The organism is uncultured Planococcus sp., from assembly GCF_947501725.1.
Classification (GTDB): domain Bacteria; phylum Bacillota; class Bacilli; order Bacillales_A; family Planococcaceae; genus Planococcus; species Planococcus donghaensis_C.
Genome location: NZ_CANMXD010000005.1, coordinates 253,356 through 274,533, shown reverse-complemented (window position 1 = coordinate 274,533; position 21,178 = coordinate 253,356). Strand labels below are relative to the sequence as shown.

Annotated in this window: 18 protein-coding genes; 15 read left to right on the top strand and 3 right to left on the bottom strand. The window is 47.8% G+C overall.

Annotated features, from left to right (window positions below):
- The first annotated feature begins 11 nt into the window (after positions 1 to 11).
- From Q0785_RS09940 to Q0785_RS09905, 8 genes are all read left to right on the top strand, one after another.
- A complete protein-coding gene (locus tag Q0785_RS09940; protein WP_298829251.1) occupies positions 12 to 1,016 on the top strand; it encodes a thiamine pyrophosphate-dependent dehydrogenase E1 component subunit alpha in 1,005 nt (334 codons plus the stop codon).
- Positions 1,016 to 1,999, top strand: coding sequence for an alpha-ketoacid dehydrogenase subunit beta (locus Q0785_RS09935; protein ID WP_298829249.1), 984 nt, complete (start codon positions 1,016 to 1,018; stop codon positions 1,997 to 1,999). Before Q0785_RS09940 ends, Q0785_RS09935 begins: the two co-directional genes overlap by 1 nt.
- A 520-nt stretch (positions 2,000 to 2,519) precedes the next feature.
- Positions 2,520 to 3,857 carry a dihydrolipoamide acetyltransferase family protein gene (locus Q0785_RS09930; protein ID WP_298829248.1) on the top strand — a complete coding sequence of 446 codons (1,338 nt, stop codon included), beginning with the start codon at positions 2,520 to 2,522 and terminating at the stop codon, positions 3,855 to 3,857.
- Between the two features lie 98 nt (positions 3,858 to 3,955).
- Complete coding sequence (locus Q0785_RS09925) at positions 3,956 to 5,650, top strand: methylmalonyl-CoA mutase family protein (protein WP_298829246.1); 1,695 nt, start codon at positions 3,956 to 3,958, stop codon at positions 5,648 to 5,650.
- Positions 5,651 to 7,798 carry a methylmalonyl-CoA mutase gene (gene scpA / locus Q0785_RS09920; protein WP_298829244.1) on the top strand — a complete coding sequence of 716 codons (2,148 nt, stop codon included), beginning with the start codon at positions 5,651 to 5,653 and terminating at the stop codon, positions 7,796 to 7,798.
- Positions 7,798 to 8,865, top strand: coding sequence for a methylmalonyl Co-A mutase-associated GTPase MeaB (gene meaB, locus Q0785_RS09915; protein WP_298829242.1), 1,068 nt, complete (start codon positions 7,798 to 7,800; stop codon positions 8,863 to 8,865). Before scpA ends, meaB begins: the two co-directional genes overlap by 1 nt.
- A 65-nt stretch (positions 8,866 to 8,930) precedes the next feature.
- The gene (locus Q0785_RS09910) at positions 8,931 to 9,371 is read left to right on the top strand and encodes a BrxA/BrxB family bacilliredoxin (protein WP_223637719.1); all 441 of its coding nucleotides are present in this window, start codon (positions 8,931 to 8,933) and stop codon (positions 9,369 to 9,371) included.
- A gap of 54 nt (positions 9,372 to 9,425) precedes the next feature.
- Positions 9,426 to 10,418 (top strand): aromatic acid exporter family protein, encoded by a 993-nt coding sequence (locus Q0785_RS09905; protein ID WP_298829234.1) that lies wholly within the window; start codon positions 9,426 to 9,428, stop codon positions 10,416 to 10,418.
- 640 nt (positions 10,419 to 11,058) lie between these two features.
- On the opposite strand, the gene prli42 is transcribed toward Q0785_RS09905, so the two are convergent.
- Positions 11,059 to 11,154 (bottom strand): stressosome-associated protein Prli42, encoded by a 96-nt coding sequence (prli42, locus tag Q0785_RS09900; protein ID WP_223639336.1) that lies wholly within the window; start codon positions 11,152 to 11,154, stop codon positions 11,059 to 11,061.
- A 168-nt stretch (positions 11,155 to 11,322) separates the two neighbouring features.
- Between prli42 and mce the strand changes: the two genes are divergently transcribed.
- The 5 genes from mce to rnz all read left to right on the top strand — a co-directional run bounded on the left by mce (position 11,323) and on the right by rnz (position 16,716).
- Entirely contained in the window at positions 11,323 to 11,721 is a 399-nt protein-coding gene (gene mce / locus Q0785_RS09895; RefSeq protein WP_298829229.1) for a methylmalonyl-CoA epimerase, read from the top strand.
- 14 nt (positions 11,722 to 11,735) lie between these two features.
- Positions 11,736 to 13,277, top strand: coding sequence for an acyl-CoA carboxylase subunit beta (locus Q0785_RS09890; RefSeq protein WP_298829228.1), 1,542 nt, complete (start codon positions 11,736 to 11,738; stop codon positions 13,275 to 13,277).
- A 20-nt stretch (positions 13,278 to 13,297) separates the two neighbouring features.
- Complete coding sequence (locus tag Q0785_RS09885; RefSeq protein WP_298829226.1) at positions 13,298 to 14,416, top strand: M20/M25/M40 family metallo-hydrolase; 1,119 nt, start codon at positions 13,298 to 13,300, stop codon at positions 14,414 to 14,416.
- A gap of 91 nt (positions 14,417 to 14,507) precedes the next feature.
- Complete coding sequence (locus Q0785_RS09880) at positions 14,508 to 15,749, top strand: DNA polymerase IV (protein WP_298829224.1); 1,242 nt, start codon at positions 14,508 to 14,510, stop codon at positions 15,747 to 15,749.
- Positions 15,750 to 15,756: 7 nt separating this feature from the next.
- Entirely contained in the window at positions 15,757 to 16,716 is a 960-nt protein-coding gene (rnz, locus tag Q0785_RS09875) for a ribonuclease Z (protein WP_298829222.1), read from the top strand.
- 389 nt (positions 16,717 to 17,105) lie between these two features.
- On the opposite strand, the gene namA is transcribed toward rnz, so the two are convergent.
- Both namA and proC read right to left on the bottom strand, forming a co-directional pair.
- A complete protein-coding gene (gene namA, locus Q0785_RS09870; protein ID WP_298829220.1) occupies positions 17,106 to 18,122 on the bottom strand; it encodes an NADPH dehydrogenase NamA in 1,017 nt (338 codons plus the stop codon).
- Positions 18,123 to 18,167: 45 nt separating this feature from the next.
- Positions 18,168 to 18,971, bottom strand: coding sequence for a pyrroline-5-carboxylate reductase (proC, locus tag Q0785_RS09865; RefSeq protein WP_298829218.1), 804 nt, complete (start codon positions 18,969 to 18,971; stop codon positions 18,168 to 18,170).
- Between the two features lie 373 nt (positions 18,972 to 19,344).
- On the opposite strand from proC, the gene Q0785_RS09860 reads away from it, so the two are divergent.
- Positions 19,345 to 20,292 (top strand): MBL fold metallo-hydrolase, encoded by a 948-nt coding sequence (locus tag Q0785_RS09860; protein ID WP_298829216.1) that lies wholly within the window; start codon positions 19,345 to 19,347, stop codon positions 20,290 to 20,292.
- A 196-nt stretch (positions 20,293 to 20,488) separates the two neighbouring features.
- Positions 20,489 to 21,049: a DUF3221 domain-containing protein gene (locus Q0785_RS09855; protein ID WP_298829215.1), complete on the top strand. Its 561-nt coding sequence runs from the start codon at positions 20,489 to 20,491 to the stop codon at positions 21,047 to 21,049.
- Positions 21,050 to 21,178: the final 129 nt, after the last annotated feature.

The window sequence follows — 21,178 nt, the reverse complement described above, 5'->3', positions numbered from 1 at the left end:
AGGAACAAACAATGGCTTCTAAACATGAAGAAATCGGTTTGACAAACGATGACTTATTGAAAATGTATGAAACGATGTTGATGGCACGCCGTGTGGATGAACGCATGTGGCTTTTGAACCGGGCAGGTAAAATTCCTTTCGTGATTTCATGCCAGGGTCAAGAGGCTGCGCAAGTCGGTGCGGCTTTCGCACTTGATAACACACAGGATTATATCGCTCCCTATTACCGCGATATCGGTGTGGTCCTTCACTTTGGGATGACACCGAAAGACCTGATGCTTTCAGCTTTTGCAAAAGCTGAAGACCCGAACTCAGGCGGACGCCAGATGCCTGGCCATTTCGGACAGAAAAGCAATCGCATTCTGACTGGATCTTCACCAGTTACGACACAATTGCCACACGCAGTGGGTGTCGCTTTAGCAGGCAAAATGAAGAAAAAAGATTTCATTACATTCACGACTCTTGGTGAAGGTTCATCCAACCAAGGTGATTTCCACGAAGGCATGAACTTTGCCGGCGTCCATAAATTACCGGTGGTCATCATGGTCGAAAACAATAAATATGCGATTTCGGTACCGGTTGAACGCCAATTGGCCAGCAAAAACGTTTCAGACCGCGCAATCGGCTACGGCATGCCGGGAGTGACAATCGACGGCAATGATCCAATCGAAGTTTATAAGCATGTCAAAGAGGCTGCCGACCGCGCACGCCGCGGTGAAGGGCCAAGCCTGATCGAAACCGTTTCTGAACGGATGACGGCACACTCTTCGGATGATGATCATCGCCAGTACCGCTCAGCAGACGAATTGGCTGCACAAAAATCGACGGATCCAATCTTGACGTTCGGTGCCTATTTGAAAGAACATGGCATCATGAATGACGAGATTGAAAAAGAAATCAATGACCGCATTATGGTAACAGTCAATGAAGCGACAGATTACGCAGAAAATGCAGCATATGCAGAACCGGAACATGCGATGAAATATGTCTATGCCGAAGAAGGAGGAGACGAATAATGGCTATTATGTCTTATATCGATGCCATCACGCTTGCCATGAAAGAAGAAATGGAACGTGACGAAAACGTCTTCGTTCTCGGAGAAGATGTTGGTAAAAAAGGCGGGGTCTTCAAAGCGACACAAGGTCTCTACGATCAATTCGGCGAAGACCGTGTCTTGGATACTCCTCTTGCGGAATCGGCGATTGCCGGAGTCGGAATTGGTGCAGCGATGTATGGATTGCGTCCAATTGCAGAAATGCAATTTGCGGATTTCATCATGCCTGCCGTCAACCAGATCATTTCTGAAGCATCCCGTATCCGTTACCGTTCAAATAACGATTGGTCGTGTCCAATTGTTTTTCGTGCACCATTTGGTGGCGGCGTCCACGGCGCCCTTTACCATTCACAGTCGGTGGAGGCGATATTTGCGAACCAGCCTGGTTTGAAAATCGTTATTCCATCCACTCCATATGACGCTAAAGGTCTTTTGAAGGCGGCGATCCGCGATGAAGATCCTGTTATGTTCTTCGAGCACAAACGCGCTTACCGTTTGATAAAAGGCGAAGTGCCGGAAGAAGATTATACAATTGAAATCGGTAAAGCGGATGTAAAACGCGAAGGCGAAGACATCACCGTCATCACTTACGGACTGGCTGTCCACTTTGCATTGCAGGCAGCAGAACGTTTGGCGGAAGATGGAATCTCTGCGCACGTCCTCGACTTGCGTACGATCTATCCCTTGGATAAAGAAGGCATCATCGAAGCCGCGAAGAAAACCGGAAAAGTGCTGCTCGTTACAGAAGATAATAAAGAAGGAAGCATCATCGGAGAAGTAGCGGCGATCATCGCTGAAAACTGCCTATTCGATCTGGATGCTCCAATCAAACGTCTCGCGGGCCCTGATATCCCGGCAATGGCCTATGCGCCGACCATGGAGAAATTCTTCATGATCAACCCGGATAAAGTGGAAAAAGCGATGAGAGAATTGGCGGAGTTTTAAAAAGAAAAGCGTAAGCGCCCATGTAGATTCGACGGGCATAAGACGCGCTGGCGAAGCGGCGTGTTTCCAGCCGCACAGCCAGAGTGGCTTATGACCCTAGAATCTGGGCGCTGGAGCTGGACAAAGAGAAAAGCGGAAACAGCCGGTTAGTCCCGACAAGCGCTGGAAGCTTTCCTGGTAATGGCGTTCTTTGCCATTGCCGGGAAAGCTGAAGCGACTCGAGGGACTGGCTGTTGGAGCTGGACAGTGAGAAAAGCGTAGGTGCCCATGTAGCTCTGCCGGGCATAAGACGGACCGGCGAAGTGGCGCTTTTTGCCGCACAGCCGGGTTGGCTTATGACCCAAAGAGCTGGGCGCCGAAGCTGGACTAAAAGAAAAGCGAAAGCGCCTAATAAAGGAACGTAAGCTAAAAGTGCGACTTCCTGTCGCAACGCTTACATGACCCGCATCCTGTGGGCCTCCGACAGGCATAAAACGTTCAAACAGAAAAATAGACACCATCAAGTAAAGGAGGAACTCTCTTGGCTATTGAAAACATCAAAATGCCTCAGCTGGGCGAAAGTGTTACAGAAGGCACCATTGAAAAATGGCTCGTCCAGCCGGGTGATCATGTGAATAAATACGATCCGCTTGCAGAAGTCAATACGGATAAAGTAACTGCGGAAGTCCCATCCTCGTTCACTGGTACAGTCAAAGAATTGATTGCTGCAGAAGGTGAAACCTTGGCGGTCGGCGAAATCGTCTGCACGATCGAAACAGAAGGCGGGGACGCGGCTCCTGTTGAAGAAGCAAAACCGGCGAGCGGCGAAAAGGCGACAGAAATGCCGGCAGCCGGCGCGAAGCCGACAGATAAGCTTGAAGGGACCAAAGGATCTTCCCAGCCTGCGAAACCATCGGGATCGAAAGGCCGTTACTCACCCGCAGTACTTCGTCTAGCACAGGATAACGACATCGATTTGGCCCAAGTGGAAGGCTCAGGAAACGAAGGGCGCATCACCCGCAAAGATTTGATGGCCTTGATTGACAGCGGCAATATTCCGAAAGTGGGAGACGCTCCTGCAGCTGAGAAACAAGCTCCGCAAACCGATCAGCCAGCTGCACAACCACCGGCACCGGAAACGCCGAAACCAGCAGCTGCACCGATTGAAAGTGCACCTGGGGATATTGAAATTCCGGTCACAGGCGTGCGCAAGGCAATCGCTGCCAATATGCTGAAGAGCAAGCACGAAGCGCCGCATGCATGGATGATGATCGAAGTGGATGTCACAAACCTGGTTCAGTACCGTGATTCCATCAAAGGAGATTTCAAGAAAAAAGAAGGTTTCAATATCACCTATTTCGCTTTCTTCGTTAAAGCTGTTTCACAGGCTTTGAAAGAATTCCCGATGATGAATTCCATGTGGGCTGGAGATAAAATCATCCAGAAAAAAGACATCAACATTTCTATCGCTGTCGCGTCAGACAATGCTTTGTTTGTTCCGGTCATCAAGAATTCTGATGAAAAGTCGGTTAAAGGCATTGGCAAGGAAGTTAATGAACTGGCGCTCAGAGCGCGTTCAGGAAAATTGAAATCCGCTGATATGCAAGGTGGAACGTTTACTGTCAATAACACCGGATCATTTGGTTCTGTCCAGTCGATGGGCATCATCAATCATCCTCAAGCAGCCATTATGCAGGTGGAGTCGATCGTTAAACGTCCGGTCATCATGGACAATGGGATGATTGCGGCACGTGACATGGTCAACCTTTGCCTATCGCTTGATCACCGTGTACTTGATGGCCTCGTATGTGGTCAATTCCTGGCACGCGTCAAAGAAATATTAGAAAATATGTCAAAAGAAAATACGTCTGTTTATTAAGAAAAGCTGGAGTCTTCGGACTTCCAGCTTTTTTTCCCTTTAATGTCGGCGTTCAGTCAGGTAAAATGAAAGCAGATAGCCTTTGAGGAGGGAATAGTTTGACAATCGAATCGATGAAAAGAACACAATTTCCAACGCATACATACAGTGAATGGCAACAAGCAGCTGAAAAAGCGATTAAGGGCAAGCCTTTTGATGAGACTTTGAAAACACCAACTATTGAAGATGTAACACTGGAACCGTTATACACTAAAGAAATGCTTGATCGATTGGGCCGTTACGTGCCGGCACAAGTAGCCGCTATCCAGAACGGCAAGCATCAGCCAAGCTGGCTTGTTTCCCAGGAAGTGACGGCAGACTCAGCCCAGGAATACCTGGCGTTGATGAAAGACGATATTCTCCGCGGAAATGAAACGGTTGTCTATACGGGATTCCGTAAATTTGACTGGACGGATGAACAATTGACTGAATTGGCAGAAATAATTGTCCAGTATCCTATTTACTTTAAACTGACGGGTGACGACCAGAATATTCTGCGGGTTTTCGATTTTGTATCTCCAGAACGGATTTCAAAGGTTCAAGGCGTCATCTTTTCCGAAGAGGCCGTTGAGGCACCTGAAAACGTCCGTACCCGATTAGTGGATACGATTCCGATCCACCATGCTGGAGGAACGGCAGTACATGAACTGGGAGTTGCCCTCAGCATCTTTTCAGAGCGCATGGAAGATGCTGACTTCGCAGAAACCACAAAAAAAACGTGGATCCGTTTTGCGGTGGATACCCAGTTTTTCCAGGAGATTGCTAAGTTGCGCGCGTTCCGTGTATTGTGGCAGGCGTTCAGTTCCGCTTATGGAGAAGAAGCACCGACGATTCCTTTGTTTACGGAAACTTCCGTCCGCTCCTATTCAAAACTGGATCCTTACGTGAATTTATTGCGTGCAGGAAATTCAACTTTTGCTGCAGTCCTTGGCGGCACGGATGCGCATACTGTCCATCCTCATGACTTCTTGACGGAACCTGACCTATCGAGCCGGCGTATCGCACGCAATGTGCAGCTGGTCATCAAAGAAGAAGCGCATGTCTCCCATGTAATCGATCCGGCCGCAGGTTCTTATTTTATTGAAACTTTGACGAAAGAGTACGTAGAAGCCGCATGGAATTACTTCCTGGAGATCGAAGAGGCGGGCGGCTATTCCGAAGTCATCAAGTCGGGCTGGCTGACAGATGATATTCAGGCGAAATGGATTGAACGGGAAAAAAATGTAGCGACACGCAAACAGTCGCTGATCGGCACCAATATTTACGCAAATCCACAGGAACCGGTTAAAGACGCCAAAATCGACGATGGGCATTTGGAATACATGACGGCAAAACGCCTGGCGACGCCTTTTGAAAATATTCGTGCACAAAGCAAGATGACCGGCCTGAAATCGGCAATTGTTTTGATCGAACCATTAAAGAAGATTAAAGCCCAAGCAGACTTCGTATCAGGTTTCCTTGCAGTTGGCGGAATCGAACCATTGGTTAGCCCTCATTTGGCGACTGCTGAAGAAATCAATCAATTCCTGGCTGATGAACAAATTGATTATGCCGTATTATGTGGATCAACAGAAGCAGTTGCAGCCATAGTCCCTGGTTTAAATACGCAATCCAGCATTGATCTGGCTGGCAAATACCCGAAAGAACAACTTTCTGAATGGGCAAGCTTTGGCATCGTCGACAGCCTGTATTCCGGTAAACATATTACGTCAAAACTCGAGAAAATTCTCGCTCTAGGAAAGGAGGCGCTCTAAATGGCTAAACCCGATTTTTCGAAAGTCACACTCGATGAGCTGACTGTTGCTTCTCAGAAGGTCACACAGCAAAGCGCCTTTACTACAAATGAAGGAATTGACATAAAACCGGTTTATACAGAGAAAGATATTGAATTCCTGGAAGAAAGCCTACCAGGATTTGCGCCCAATGTCCGCGGACCCTATCCGACGATGTACGTGTCACGTCCTTGGACTGTGCGCCAGTACGCTGGATTCTCGACTGCGGAAGAAAGCAATGCCTTTTACCGCCGCAATTTAGCGATGGGGCAAAAAGGCTTATCTGTTGCCTTTGACCTCGCAACGCACCGCGGCTACGATTCCGATCATAAACGCGTTGTCGGAGATGTCGGCAAGGCCGGCGTTGCCATCGACAGTGTCGAAGACATGAAAATCCTGTTTGACGGCATTCCGTTGGATCAGATGTCTGTTTCCATGACGATGAATGGTGCAGTAGTGCCGATCATGGCATTCTTTATTGTAGCTGCTGAAGAGCAGGGAGTTTCTCCTGACCAATTGGCGGGAACGATCCAAAACGATATTTTAAAAGAGTATATGGTCCGCAATACGTATATTTATCCGCCGGCTATGTCGATGCAGATCATCGCGGATATCTTTAAGTACACGTCCGATCAGATGCCGAAATTCAATTCGATTTCAATTTCCGGCTACCATATCCAGGAAGCTGGAGCGACAGCGGATCTTGAATTGGCTTACACCTTGGCAGACGGACTTGAATATGTCCGTACCGGACTTGCCGCAGGTATTGATATCGATCATTTTGCACCGCGTCTGTCCTTTTTCTGGGGCATCGGTCTGAACTATTTCATGGAAGTCGCCAAAATGCGTGCTGGCCGTGAAATATGGGCAAAAATGATGAAAACCTTCAATCCGAAAAACGACAAGGCGTTGGCGCTGCGGACACATTCACAGACATCCGGCTGGAGTTTGACCGAGCAGGATCCATTCAATAACGTTACCCGCACCCTGATTGAAGCGAATGCAGCAGCAATGGGGCATACACAGTCACTCCATACCAATGCGCTGGATGAAGCCATTGCGTTGCCGACGGATTTTTCGGCACGCATTGCCCGTAACACCCAATTATTCCTTCAGGAAGAGACCATGATGACCAATGTCATCGATCCGTGGGGCGGCTCATACTATGTAGAATCGTTGACCAAGGAATTGATGGACAAAGCATGGGAATTGATTGAAGAAGTCGAAGAGCTGGGCGGAATGGCGAAAGCCATCGAAACGGGCTTGCCGAAGATGCGCATCGAGGAAGCAGCTGCGAAAAAGCAGGCGCAAATCGATTCCAATGAAGAAGTGATCATCGGGGTTAACCGCTACCGTCTTGATCAGGAGGATCCGATCGATATCCTGAACATCGATAATACGATGGTCCGTAAAACACAGATTGAACGCTTGGACCGCATGAAAGCCGAACGCGACAGCGATAAAGTGGCAGCGGCTCTGGAAGCATTGACGAAAGCGGCGCAAAGCGGCGAAGAAAACATTCTGGCCTGCGCTGTAGAAGCGGCACGGCACCGGGCATCACTTGGTGAAATCTCCGATGCGATCGAGAAAGCATCCGGAAGACATAAGGCGGTGATTCGTTCAGTGAGCGGAGTCTATAGTTCGAATTTCTCTAACCAGCAGGAAATGGAAGTCGTCAAGGAAATGACGGAAGATTTCATTGAAAACGAAGGGCGCCGTCCTCGTATCCTGATTGCCAAGATGGGGCAGGATGGACATGATCGTGGAGCGAAGGTCATTGCGACAGCATTTGCCGACTTGGGCTTCGATGTCGATATCGGACCGTTGTTCCAGACGCCTGCAGAAACAGCTCAACAGGCAGCGGAAAATGATGTCCATGTCATTGGCGTAAGCTCGCTTGCAGCAGGGCATATGACTTTGGTTCCGGATTTGAAAGCGGAACTTGCGAAAATTGGCCGTGAAGATATTCTGATTGTGGTCGGCGGAGTTATACCGGCTCAGGATTATGAATTCCTCCGCAATAACGGAGCCAGTGCGATTTTTGGACCGGGTACAGTCATACCGGTGGCAGCACAGAAAGTCATCGAGGAAATCTATGTGCGCCTTGGATATGAGGAAGTGGCAGACTGATGAGCCGCAAAAAGAATTCCAGGCGTGTCATGGAAGGTGTCCACGAGGCACATGATGGCATGAAGGCCTTGCCACGGAAGAAGTTCAAGAAGCCAGCAGACGAGATCTTGGATATCCAGGCGATTGGAGATGGGGTCCGGAGCGGTTCGCGTCTATACTTGGGCAAAGCGATCACCTTGCTGGAAAGTTCAAATCCTGAACATAAAAAGAATGGACAGGAATTGCTCAATCAATTGCTGCCGTTCACCGGCAACAGCATTCGCATTGGAATTACGGGTGTTCCAGGAGCAGGTAAAAGCACATTCATCGAAACGTTCGGCGAAATGCTGACTAAGCTTGGACATCGGGTTGCTGTCCTGGCGATCGATCCAAGTTCCTCTCTAACGGGAGGCAGTATTCTTGGAGACAAGACGCGGATGGAACAGCTGGCTCGGAATCCACAAGCGTTTATCCGTCCTTCCCCTACAGCAGGAACGCTTGGCGGCGTCCATAAAAAGACACGGGAAACGATGCTCCTGTGTGAAGCAGGGGGATACGATGTCATTTTAGTGGAAACGGTCGGTGTCGGCCAAAGCGAAACACTGGTCCGGGGAATGGTCGATATGTTCCTGTTATTGGTGCTGACAGGTGCCGGAGACGAACTGCAGGGCATGAAAAAGGGGATACTGGAATTAGCGGATGCCATCATCGTCCATAAAGCGGATGGGGAAAACGCGCAGCTGGCGAAAAAAACCGTTTCAGAATACAAACAGATGATGCATTTTCTGCAACCCGCTACGGAAAGTTGGAAAACGCGTTCGCTTGCCGTTTCATCGATGGAAGAAACCGGTATCCCGGAAGTCTGGAAAATGGTCAAAGAATTCGAAGACACGGTGAAAGTCAGCGGATATTGGAAAAAGCGCCGCCAGGAACAGACCAAGGATTGGTTCCGCTCAATGATTACGGATGAGCTGCACAGCCGCTTTTTTGACAATGCAGAACGGCGCCAATTGGTCAGAAAACTGGAAACACAGGTGCTGAACGATGAATTGACTGTGGCCCAAGCGATTATGCAATTATTTGAGTAAGCTTTTTTGCAAGTCCATTGAACACCTGCTATGATAAAAGAAGCAATGATAAGGAGTGATATTTGATGAGTATGGATTTTAACTTCCTAATGAATGATATAGCTACACAAGCCCGTCAGGAATTGATTGATGGAGGATACACACAGCTTGAATCGGCTGAAGCTGTAAACGAAGCATTTTCACAAAAAGGAACAAGCCTTGTCATGGTCAACTCTGTATGCGGATGTGCAGGCGGCATTGCACGCCCGGCTGCTTTGCATTCCATCCATTATGACAAACGACCGGATAACCTGTACACAGTTTTCGCTGGACAGGACAAAGAAGCGACTGCTCAGGCACGCGCGATTTTCGGTGACGATCATTTGCCATCTTCGCCTTCTTTTGTCTTTATGAAAGATGGGAAAATGGTTGATGAAATTGGCCGTCATGAAATTGAAGGCCATGACCCAATGTCTGTTATTACGCATATTCAAGCAATATTCGAACAGCATTGCGACGAAGTTTAAGAAAAGATGCCTCTTATGGGGGCATTTTTTTCATGCCGAAATTTGGAGGTTAAAATGAAGCTGAATTTGAGGCCATATTCAATTGGTTACCGAACAATGAAAACCGCTTTGGGCGTAGCAATCGCTATTACTTTAGCGCAATGGCTGCAGCTCGATTATTATGTGTCTGCCGGCATCCTGACGATCCTGTGCATCCAACCGACCAAAAAGAAGTCGATAAGGGCAGCTTTTTCCCGATTTATCGCCAGTCTGATCGGCATATTATACGCCTTCATCTTTTTTGAAGGAATTGCCTATCATCCAGTTATACTCGGCATCCTGATTGTGCTCTTTATCCCCCTATTGGTGACACTTCGGTTCCAGGATGGCTTTGTATCAAGTTCTGTCATTCTGCTACATCTCTATGATGCGAAAAACCTGGATTTTGATCTATTGACCAATGAATTGATTTTAATGCTGGTCGGTTTCGGGACGGCACTTGCAGTCAATATGTATATGCCGAGCATTGAAAAAAAGCTGGACAGTTACCGGCATGAGATTGAAAATATCTATGCTTCCATTTTCCGCGAAATAGTCGTCTACTTGCGCGAAGGGGAATCCGGCTGGAGCGGCAAAGAATTGATGGAAGCCAGAAAACTGCTGGAAAAAGCGAAGGCATTGGCTTATCAGGATGTTGAAAACCACATAACGCGCCACGAAAATAAGTATTATCATTATTTTGAAATGCGCGAACAGCAACTGGAAATCATCGAACGCATCTTGCCGAAAATCACGGCATTACCGATGATTGTGGATCAAACAGATCTGGTTGCAGATTTCCTGGAAGATTTAGCTGAACACGTCCATTCCGGAAATACGGCGTACCGTTATATTACGAAGTTGGATAAAGTCAAAGAGAATTTTGCCGCTTTGCCACTGCCCGACCGCCACGAAAAATTCCTGGCAATGGCCGAACTGTACCAAGTCATCCACGAAATGGAAACCTACTTAGAAATCAAGCAATCCTATAAGGGGTTTCATACCCGAAAAGCGGAAGCGCCTGTATAGAACCGACAGGCTTAAGGCAGTTTGCCGAAGTGGCGTGTTTTCAGCCGCACAGGCAAGCGGACTTAAGACCCCGAGGTTCTAGGCGCTGGAGTCTGGACAATGAGAAAAGCGGAAGCAGCCAACAGCAGAAGCTAACCTAAGAGCGCGACTTCCTGTCGCAACGGTTAGCTGACCCGCATCCTGCGTGCCTCCGACAAGCGCTGGAAGCCTTGCCGGTAATGGCGTTCTTCAGCCATTGCTGGAAAGGCTGAAGCGACTCGAGGAGCTGGCTGCTGGAGCTGGACAATAAGAAAAGCGGAAGCGCCTGTATAGAACCGACAGGCTTAAGGCAGTTTGCCGAAGCGGCGTGTTTTCAGCCGCACAGGCAAGCGGACTTAAGACCCCGAGGTTCTAGGCGCTGGAGTCTGGACAATGAGAAAAGCGGAAGCGCCCGTGTAGATTCGACGGGCATAAGACAGACCAGCAGTGTGGCGCTCTTTGCCACGCGGCTGGGTTGGCTTATGACACTAGAATCTGGGCGCTGGAGTCTGGACAAAAGAAAAACAGAAGTGCCCTATCTAGAATTCGCATATACAAAAACTTACTCAAACCAAAAAAGACAGCAGGAGCACTAAGGCTACTGCTGTCTTTTGCATATGAATTAAATTACAAAGCTCAGGCCCATCAGTAAACTTGACAGCACCATGATGCCGATCATGGTATAGACGATAAACTTGCGGAAAGCTGCGTTTCTCATTAATGGAAAACTCCTTTATCAATCAAATCATTTTATAAATCATAACATATTTCTGCTCCAAGTTGAAGAGGGGCGCCTATTGAATTCACAATATTCGCTAACAGCCTAGAGTTTTTGATGCTGAATCTGTACAATAAGAGAGAAGTCAAAAAAGGAAGTGAAAATAGGATGAAAAAAGTAGATCATATCGGAATCGCTGTGAAGGATCTGAATGCCGTCCTTCCTTACTACACAGACACACTCGGGCTCCCGCTGCTGAAAATCGAAGAAGTGGAATCTCAGAAAGTGAGAGTTGCATTCATCGATGCCGGCAATGTCAAACTGGAATTGCTGGAACCGATGGATGAGCACGGTGCCATCTTCAAGTTTTTGGAGAAAAAAGGAGAAGGCATCCATCATATCGCTTTTGGAGTTGTCGACATCGAACAACGGATGGAAGAACTGCGTGAAAACGGAGTGCGTTTGTTGAGCGATAAGCCGAATCCTGGAGCAGGCGGAGCCATGGTTGCATTTTTGCATCCAAAATCATCGAACGGAGTATTATACGAACTTTGTGAAAAAGAGTGATTGGGAGTGGAAAAATGGATATTTACGAAAGAATAAATGAATTGTATGACCGCAAGCGTGAAATTGAACTTGGCGGTGGTGAAGAACGGATCGCCAAACAGCATGAAAAAGGAAAATTGACCGCACGTGAACGAATCGATTTATTGCTTGATGAAGGAACTTTTGTTGAACTGAGCCCATTTGTTGAACACCGCACCACAGATTTCGGCATGGCCAAGGGCCCTGGCGAAGGCGTTGTCACAGGATACGGAAAAGTGAACGGCCGCCCTATTTACTTATTTTCACAGGATTTCACGGTTTTCGGTGGAGCTCTCGGTGAGATGCATGCCAAAAAAATTGCCAATGTCATGGATTTGGCGGCACGTAATGGTGCCCCGTTCATCGGATTGAATGATTCAGGCGGTGCCCGTATCCAGGAAGGCGTTTTGTCGCTTGATGGGTATGGTCAGATTTTTTACCGGAACTCCATTTATTCAGGCGTTATTCCGCAGATTTCCGTCATCATGGGACCTTCTGCAGGCGGCGCGGTATATTCACCAGCCATTACTGATTTTGTTTTCATGGTCGATAAGACGAGCCAAATGTTCATTACCGGACCTAAAGTCATTGAAACAGTAACAGGTGAAAAAATTTCTTCCGAAGATCTTGGAGGATCGAGAGTACATACAGCAATTAGTGGCAACGCCCATTTCCGCGGTGATTCAGAACAGAAAGTGCTTGAAATGGTGCGTCAGCTGATCAGCTACCTGCCACAGAACAACCAGGAAATGCCTCCGCGCCTGGAAAATGGGGAAGAAGACGATTACCGCCCTGATTTGGCGGATGTCGTGCCTTATGAAGCGATCCGTCCTTATGATGTACGGAAAGTCGTTGAGCAAGTGGTCGATAAAGACAGCTTTATGGAAGTGCAGCCGGAATTCGCCCGCAACATCGTTGTCGGACTCGGACGCATCAAAGGCGAGACAGTCGGCCTTGTCTGCAATCAGCCAAAAGTGATGGCAGGTGGACTTGACATTGATTCTTCCGATAAGGCAGCGCGTTTTATCCGTTTCTGTGATTCATTCAATATTCCATTGATCACTTTTGAGGATGTTACCGGCTTCTTCCCGGGCATCAAGCAAGAGCACGGCGGCATCATCCGTCACGGAGCAAAAATCTTATATGCTTATTCGGAAGCAACTGTGCCTAAAATGACTGTCATTTTAAGAAAAGCTTACGGTGGCGCCTATGTGGCATTAAATTCCAAATCCATCGGGGCTGATCTGGTGTATTCATGGCCGAATGCGGAAATTGCGGTAATGGGACCAAATGGTGCAGCCAATATCATTTTCGCCCGCGAAATCGCTGCTAGCGATAATCCGGAAGAAACACGGGCAGCTAAAATTGAGGAGTACCGTGTGAAATTCGCTAATCCTTATGTGGCTGCAGCCCGCGGCATGGTCGATGACGTCATCGATCCGCGCGAAACCCGCATCAAACTGATTCAGGCATTGGAAATGATGCGCAATAAAAAAGATACGCGTCCTGCAAAAAAACACGGCAATATGCCGCTTTAAGTATAGAAGAGGTGCTTTAAATGAATAACGAAAGACTGATGAACGAATTTCTGGAATTGCTGCAAATCGATTCCGAGACCAAAAACGAAGGCGAAATCGCCGCTGTTTTACAGACCAAATTGGAAGCGATGGGTTTCCATGTCGTGATTGATGAGTCGGCTTCAGTTACAGGGCACGGAGCAGGCAATATCATCGCGACGCTGCGTGGCAGCCTGAGCGAAATTCCTGCCATTTATTTCACTGTCCACATGGACACCGTCACTCCGGGAGTCGGCGTCAAGCCTGAAATCCGAGATGGCTATGTCTATTCAGATGGTACTACGATCCTTGGTGCTGACGACAAAGCGGGAATTGCGGCTTTGTTCGAAATGATCCGGGTGCTTCAAGAACAGCAAATCGACCATGGAGATATTCAATTGGTGATTACTGCCGGAGAAGAAAGTGGATTGGTCGGAGCCAAAGAACTGGATTCCTCCCTGTTGATCGCGAAGTACGGCTATGCTGTAGACAGCGACGGCAAAGTGGGCGGAATCGTAACTGCCGCTCCGAACCAGGCGAAATTATGGACCACCATCCATGGGAAAACCGCGCATGCCGGTGTTGCGCCAGAAAAAGGCATTTCTGCCATCACCATCGCTGCAAAAGCCATCGCTAAAATGACGCTTGGCCGCATTGATGGAGAAACAACGGCCAATATCGGACATTTTGAAGGTGGGGGAGCCACCAACATCGTTTGTGACGAAGTCAATATTTTGTCGGAAGCACGTTCGATCAGCGAAGACAAACTGGCGGCACAAACCACTCATATGGAATCTGTCTTTGAACAGACTGCTGCAAAACTTGGAGGACGTGCCGAAACAGAAGTCAAGTTGATGTACCCGGGCTTCCATTTCGATGATATGGATCCAGTCGTGGAGATCGCACAAAAGGCCGCTGCCAAAATTGGCCGCCCATCGCCGATTCTGACAAGCGGGGGCGGCAGTGATGCCAATATCTTCAATGGATTTGGCATTCCGACAGTCAACCTTTGTGTCGGATACGAAGAAATCCATACAAAAAATGAACGCATGCCGATCGAGGAACTTGAAAAATTGACCGAATTGCTGGTTGAAATCGTCAAAGAATCAACCTTAAACTGAATAATGGAAGCTTAGTAAAAAAGAGAGAACAGGATGTATGTTCTCTCTTTTTTTGATACACTGAAAGAAAACGGAAAGTAGAGCGATTGTCATGGCGAGCCGAGTTATTTTTCATATTGATATGAATAGTTTTTATGCCTCTGTCGAACAATCGCATAACCCCGAATTGAAAGGGAAAGCGATTGCCATAGCCGGAAATCCGAAGGAACGCAAAGGCATCATCGTCACTTGTTCCTACGAAGCGCGGGCACACGGCATCTATACGACGATGCAGGTGCACGAAGCCAAACGGAAATATCCCGAGCTCCTGCTCTTGCCTCCAAATTTTGAACGTTACCGGACAGCCTCGAAGGCGATATTTGAAATTTTGCGCTCCTACACGGATCAAGTGGAGCCGGTATCGATTGATGAAGGCTATGTAGATGTCACGGAACTGGCGGAACAGCGGCATGCACTCGAGATTGCAGACGAAATCCAGCAGCGGCTGCTCGCTGAATTGGATCTTCCTTGTTCAATTGGCGTCGCCCCCAATAAATTCCTTGCAAAAACAGCCTCCGATATGAAAAAGCCCATGGGCATAACCGTTCTGCGGAAACGAGATATACAGACTTTGTTGTGGCCGAAACCGGTGATTGATATGCACGGCATCGGCGAAAGCACTGCGGCCAGGCTGAAGAGCCTGAAAATTGATACCATCGGGGATTTGGCGACAGCGAACGAAGGTCTGATCAAGGAAAAAATGGGCAAAAATGGTGTCCGTCTGCAGGCGCGCGCCAATGGCATGGATGACCGCCTGGTGGATCCTGATTCAATCTACGATACGAAAAGCGTCGGTACGTCGACTACGCTGCCGGTGGATGAAACGGATGAGCAGCAACTGAAGGTTTTATTTCGCCAGCTCAGTGAAAAAGTGGCGAACCGGCTGGAAGCGAAGGAACTGGCAGGACCGACAGTCAGCATTCAAACCCGGAGTTCTGACTGGAAAAATAGGACGCGCAGTGTCACTTTGAACAATACAGTCTGGAAAGCGGATGATATTCACCGGAATGCCTGGCAATTATTCACGCGGCATTGGAACGGAGAGCCTTTGCGGCTAATCGGGGTGACTGTCTCGAATGTTGCTGGAAAAGGTGATATGACGGAACAATTGTCGATTTTCAACTTTCAGGAACATGCTAAAGAAGAGCCGATCCTAGATTTGATGGCCAAACTGGAGACGCGTTTCGGCAAAAGTGTCCTGTCACGGGGAACCAAAATCAAAAAGCCCAATTACGATTCCAAAACAAGCTTCAGCAAAGATTTTCTGGACGATCATGACCACGAGAGAAAGTAGGGAAAGCATGCAGTTATTATTTCTTGGCACCGGTGCCGGTATGCCGTCAAAGCAGCGGAACACATCGGCATTGGTATTGAAATTGCTCGAAGAGCGGGGAACTGTATGGTTATTTGATTGCGGGGAAGCGACGCAGCATCAGATCCTCCATACGACGGTAAAACCGCGGAAAATCGAAAAGATCTTCATTACGCATATGCATGGTGATCATATTTTCGGTTTGCCGGGTCTTCTTGGCTCCCGTTCATTTCAAGGAGGGGAAGAGCCTCTTGAAATTTACGGTCCTAAAGGGATCAAAGAATACATCGAAATGACATTATCGTTCAGCCGCACCCATTTGACCTATCCGATCGTCTATCGTGAACTGACAGAAGGAGTATTGTTCGAAGACGATTCGATGACAGTGGAGACGCGGTTGCTGAACCATGTGATTCCATCGTATGGTTTCCGCATCATCCAAAAGCCGTTGCCTCCAAAATTACTGATCAATAAGGCGCTGGCGCTTGGTGTTCCGAAAGGTCCGCTGCTTGCGAAGCTGAAGAACGGGGAAGATGTGGAAAACGAAACGGGCCAAGTGGTCCGGAGTAGAGATGTTACAGAACCTGAAGAGCCGGGATTCATCGTCACGATATTAGGCGACACCCGATTTTGTGAGGCGGCTATAGAATTAGGGCGCGGGGCAGATGTGCTGGTACATGAAGCGACATTTGATGGAACCGCAAAAAAAATGGCGGCAGAATACGGCCATTCCACTGTCTATGAAGCGGCAGAAACAGCTCGTTTAGCTGGTGCCAAAACGTTGATCATGAATCATATCAGCGCGCGTTTTCTGCCGGAGGACGACAGGCTTCTGCTGAAGCAGATGAAGGAAATCCACACCCGTGGATTTATTGCACATGATTTTTCGGAGTTCGAGTGGTTGCATCATGACAAAAAAATCAGGAAAAAACAGGTAAGCCATCCTTAAAAGATGGCTTTTTTTAGTAAATGTTAAAATTATTTATGGAAATAATAGAACATATGTTCTTTTTGTGATAAAATAAAGATACAGCTGTATGAGGGCGGTTTGGCCATTCCCCAGGAAAGGGGGTGGTGACATGACCATTGCAGAATTATTCGGTCTCGTTTTTACGAGCATCGGGTTAACGATCAGCGCTTTGACACTAGTCGTTTCCATGATTTTGGTCGTAAACAAAAAAAAATAACCGTCCCATGTGGCGTGGAATGACGGTTATTTTTTAAGCCTGTATTCCAGCCAACCGCTCTCGCGGCGGCATACAGCTGGCCGAATGCTCACGCATTCGGTTTTTTTACGTTACCTTTAGTATACTAAATCTGAAGCATTTTGCAACCGCCTTATATCCACCCGCGTTTATAAGGTGCTGGAGCCGTTATATCAGCCTGAAGCTCTTTTGCCGCCGAATATGCCCAATAAGGATCCCGAAGCAATTCACGGGCAAGGAACACCAAATCTGCACGGTCATTTTGGAGGATCTCTTCTGCCTGCAATGGGCTGGTGATCAATCCGACTGCGCCAGTCGCTATCGGGGTCCGTTTTTTGATGGTTTCCGCAAAGGGCACCTGATACCCAGGGAATACAGGAATCTTTGCAGGGACGACAGCACCGGAGCTGACATCGATCAAATCAACGCCTTGCTGTTTCATCCATTGGCACATCTCCACATAAAGTTCCGGTGTCATGCCGCCTTCACAATAATCATGTGCAGAAATCCGGACAAAGAGTGGGCCTTCCCAAACTTCATTGATTGCATCGATGACCTGGCCTAAAAAGCGGTAGCGGTTTTCGGAACTGCCGCCGTATTCATCGCTGCGTTCATTTGTTGATGGTGAAAGGAATTGGTTGATCAAATAACCATGGGCCGCATGAATTTCGATTACATCGAATCCGGCTTTTTTGGCGCGGACCGCCCCATTTTTGAACGCCTCGACAGTTTCTTGAATCTCTATTGAAGACATTTCCTTAGGAATTTTATAATTGCCATCGAATGCGATGGCACTCGAGGATTGGATCTCGCCTTCGACTGTGGCTTTTCTTCCGGCGTGGGCCAACTGAATGCCGGTTTTGGCGCCATTCTGTTTCATCAGGCGGACAATTTCCGCTTGGCCATCGATGTGGCTGTCATCCCAGATGCCGAGGTCTTTCGTCGAAATACGGCCCTGGGGCTGAACAGCTGTCGCTTCAGTGATGATGAGGCCGACGCCGCCTACTGCCCGGGTGGGGTAGTGGATGCGGTGCCAGTCGGTTACTTTGCCATCTTCCTGATCGCTTTGGTACATGCACATCGGTGCCATGACGATACGGTTCTTAAAAGTAGTTCCTTTAATAACATAAGGTTCAAATAACTTTGCCATTAGAATTCTCCCTTCTATATACAACTACAAATTATACAGAAGAACTTATCTGAATTCTTTTCCAAGCTCTTGCGATCGTTTGGAAGCTTCAGATACACACTCTCCAACGATTTCCTTGAAGTTATTTTTTTCCAATGACTTAAGGCCCGCGGCAGTGGTGCCATTCGGGCTTGTCACTTTAATCCGCAGTTCGGCAAAATCCTCTTGCTGCAACATCTCTGCCGCACCGGCGAAGGTTTGGCGCACCAATTTCTTGGCATCCGCTTTGGACAGGCCATTGGCGATTGCGGCTTCTGTCATCGCTTCTGCGAAATAATAGATATAAGCCGGACCGCTTCCTGCAACGCCGGTAACAGCATGCAATTGTTCTTCTTCTACAACTGTTACGCTGCCGATTGAAGATAAGAGATTCCGCAGTTCATGCTGCTGCTCCTTCGATACATGTTTGCTCCAGGCTACGCCTGTTGCCGACTTGCCTATTTTTGCAGAGGTATTCGGCATCGCACGGGCTACCGGGAAATTCCCGACATGCTTTTGGATGGTATCAATCGATACGCCGGCAGCGACCGATACGATTACAGTATTGCCGGTCAGCTTGTCTTTGATGCCGCTCAGCGCAGCTTCGACATCTTTCGGCTTCATCGCCAGCAGGATAAAGTTAGCGTCTTTCAGCTCGGTTTTTTCCTGGCAGACGATATTAACCCCGTATTCATCACTTAAAAACTCCAATCGATCTTGATCCGATCGGTTCATCACAGAAATTTCTTCAGGCTTCATGATTCGCTTATTGATCCAGCCGTGGATCATGGACTCGGCCATCGATCCGGCCCCTACACAGACTATTTTCATATAACTCACTCTCTTTCCTCAAAATAAAAAGCGCAATCATCCCTGTTTTTACAAGGACGAAAACGCTTTGTTTCCGCGGTACCACCTAAGTTTGCCAAAAAGGCACTACTCGATATCCATAACGCGGACAAACGGCCGTGTTTTCACGGCAGCTCAAAAGCAGGTTCCACCAAGGAGAGGGGGTGCGCATTTCAGCTAAAGCTGCACTCTCTTTACACCATCACTTCGTGTACTGATCTTTATCTTCGCTCACATATGTTAGTGAATTATAGCGGATAAACACCCCTTTTGTCAAATGGACTAAAGGGATGACGGGGTTCCGTTTTCCATGTATGATAGATGAATAGTGATTCATTTAAAGGAGATGACTGGATTGACTTTACATAAGATTATTATTCCAACACCTTTTGCTGTTGGAGACGTCAACTCTTATTTAATCAAGGGCGATACGCTGACTTTGATCGATGCAGGTCCCAAAACACCTGAAGCATGGATGGCTCTCAAGGCGGGGCTCAAAGAGTTTGGTGCAGAACCGGGAGATGTGGAGCAGGTTGTGTTGACACACCATCATCCCGATCATGCTGGCTGGGTGGACGGCTTCGAAAATGCAAAATTATACGGACACCCGTATAACGATCCCTGGCTGCGCCGTGATCAGAATTTCTTCGATTACCACGATGCGTTCTATTTGGAGCGTTTAAAGGAAGAGGGAGTTCCGGGAGACCTGGAATTTTGGGTCAAAAAAATGAAACGTCCCTTGAACTTGATGGGCAACCGCCCTCTCGACATGTCGATCAATGAAGGGGATACGCTGCCGGGCCATCCCGAATGGGAAGTTCTCGAAACGCTGGGGCATGCACAAAGCCATTTGTCCTTTTGGAATAAAGAAACGCATGAAATGATCGGTGGCGACCACGTCATTGCCGCGGTATCATCCAATCCACTGATTGAGCCGCCGCTCGATCCGGCGCTTGGACGTCCGAAATCGCTGCTTCAATACAATGCTTCACTCGGCCGCTTATTGAAAATGCCGGTGGACGTGATCTACAGCGGACATGGAGAAGAAGTCCGCAATGTCGATGAATTGATTACAGCACGGCTTGCCAAACAGCACCAGCGGGCCATGAAGGCACTTGGCATAATCAGCGAAGAAGAATGTACAGTCTACGAACTGACAAAAGAATTGTTTGCTCATGCCTACGAAAAGGAACTCGGCCTGACCTTATCGGAAACAATCGGCCAAATCGACTATCTGCTGGAGGATGGCCTGATCATTGAACGAATGGGTGAAGAAGGCATCTTCTACTATAGTAAGGCATAAAAGAAGCTTCATTGATTGGGGCATCATCTCCCATAAATATAAGAAGAAAAAGGCGTTGCTGCAGGAAGCGGCAGCGCCTTTATAATGTCGCCAACCAATACTCCAGGCTGATAATTGCAACTATTCTTTATAACAGGTAAAATTGAATCATCAATGTTTACACATCACGAATCTACAGGAAAAGGAATGGGTCGTTTTGAAAAAATGGAGTTTATTTTTAGCCAGTACCCTGCTGCTTGCAGCGTGTTCTAGTGAAGAAGCTGAACCTGCTGAATCAGAGAAAGAGGATAAGACCGAGATGGCGGTGGAACAGAAGAGCATGACAGAAGAAGGATTCATCACACAAGTCAGTGGAGAAGACATTCTGGTCAACAATATTTACTTCACCATTCCTGAAGATGTCGACGTACAATTCAGCGACGGCGCAGAAACGACCGAAGGCGTGGTCCGTGACATCCGTACAGGCATGAAAGTCAGCATGGATTACCAGGGGCCGCTTGCCGAATCTTTTCCGATGCAAGGAGAAGCGGAAACTATCACGATCCTGACAGATGAGGATTCCGTCAAACAATCGGAGGCACTTGAAGCATTCATCAATCAAGAGCAACTATCAAGGTTGATCATGATGGGACAGCCGATTGTCCGTGATAACGAAATCGGTTTCCTGTTCAGCAACATGGAAACAGGGGAAATGTCCGAAGTTCGGATTGACCTTGATACTCATGAATATACAATTGGCGGGGAACAAAGCGAATGATGAAAAGAAAAAGCGGCTATAGCTGCTTTTTTTCATGAAAAATTATGGTTGTATCTCTTGCACTCGGCAAAAATCCGTGATATAGTTTGTATATTCATTTCAAACATTGCATAAAAATACATTGGAGGT

Coding starts and splice junctions, on each gene's coding strand:
- Q0785_RS09940 (WP_298829251.1), top strand. CDS start 12: ATGGCTTCTAAACATGAAGAAATCGGTTTGACAAACGATGACTTATTG.
- Q0785_RS09935 (WP_298829249.1), top strand. CDS start 1,016: ATGGCTATTATGTCTTATATCGATGCCATCACGCTTGCCATGAAAGAA.
- scpA (WP_298829244.1), top strand. CDS start 5,651: ATGGCTAAACCCGATTTTTCGAAAGTCACACTCGATGAGCTGACTGTT.
- meaB (WP_298829242.1), top strand. CDS start 7,798: ATGAGCCGCAAAAAGAATTCCAGGCGTGTCATGGAAGGTGTCCACGAG.
- Q0785_RS09910 (WP_223637719.1), top strand. CDS start 8,931: ATGAGTATGGATTTTAACTTCCTAATGAATGATATAGCTACACAAGCC.
- Q0785_RS09905 (WP_298829234.1), top strand. CDS start 9,426: ATGAAGCTGAATTTGAGGCCATATTCAATTGGTTACCGAACAATGAAA.
- prli42 (WP_223639336.1), bottom strand. CDS start 11,154: ATGAGAAACGCAGCTTTCCGCAAGTTTATCGTCTATACCATGATCGGC.
- mce (WP_298829229.1), top strand. CDS start 11,323: ATGAAAAAAGTAGATCATATCGGAATCGCTGTGAAGGATCTGAATGCC.
- Q0785_RS09890 (WP_298829228.1), top strand. CDS start 11,736: ATGGATATTTACGAAAGAATAAATGAATTGTATGACCGCAAGCGTGAA.
- Q0785_RS09885 (WP_298829226.1), top strand. CDS start 13,298: ATGAATAACGAAAGACTGATGAACGAATTTCTGGAATTGCTGCAAATC.
- Q0785_RS09880 (WP_298829224.1), top strand. CDS start 14,508: ATGGCGAGCCGAGTTATTTTTCATATTGATATGAATAGTTTTTATGCC.
- rnz (WP_298829222.1), top strand. CDS start 15,757: ATGCAGTTATTATTTCTTGGCACCGGTGCCGGTATGCCGTCAAAGCAG.
- namA (WP_298829220.1), bottom strand. CDS start 18,122: ATGGCAAAGTTATTTGAACCTTATGTTATTAAAGGAACTACTTTTAAG.
- proC (WP_298829218.1), bottom strand. CDS start 18,971: ATGAAAATAGTCTGTGTAGGGGCCGGATCGATGGCCGAGTCCATGATC.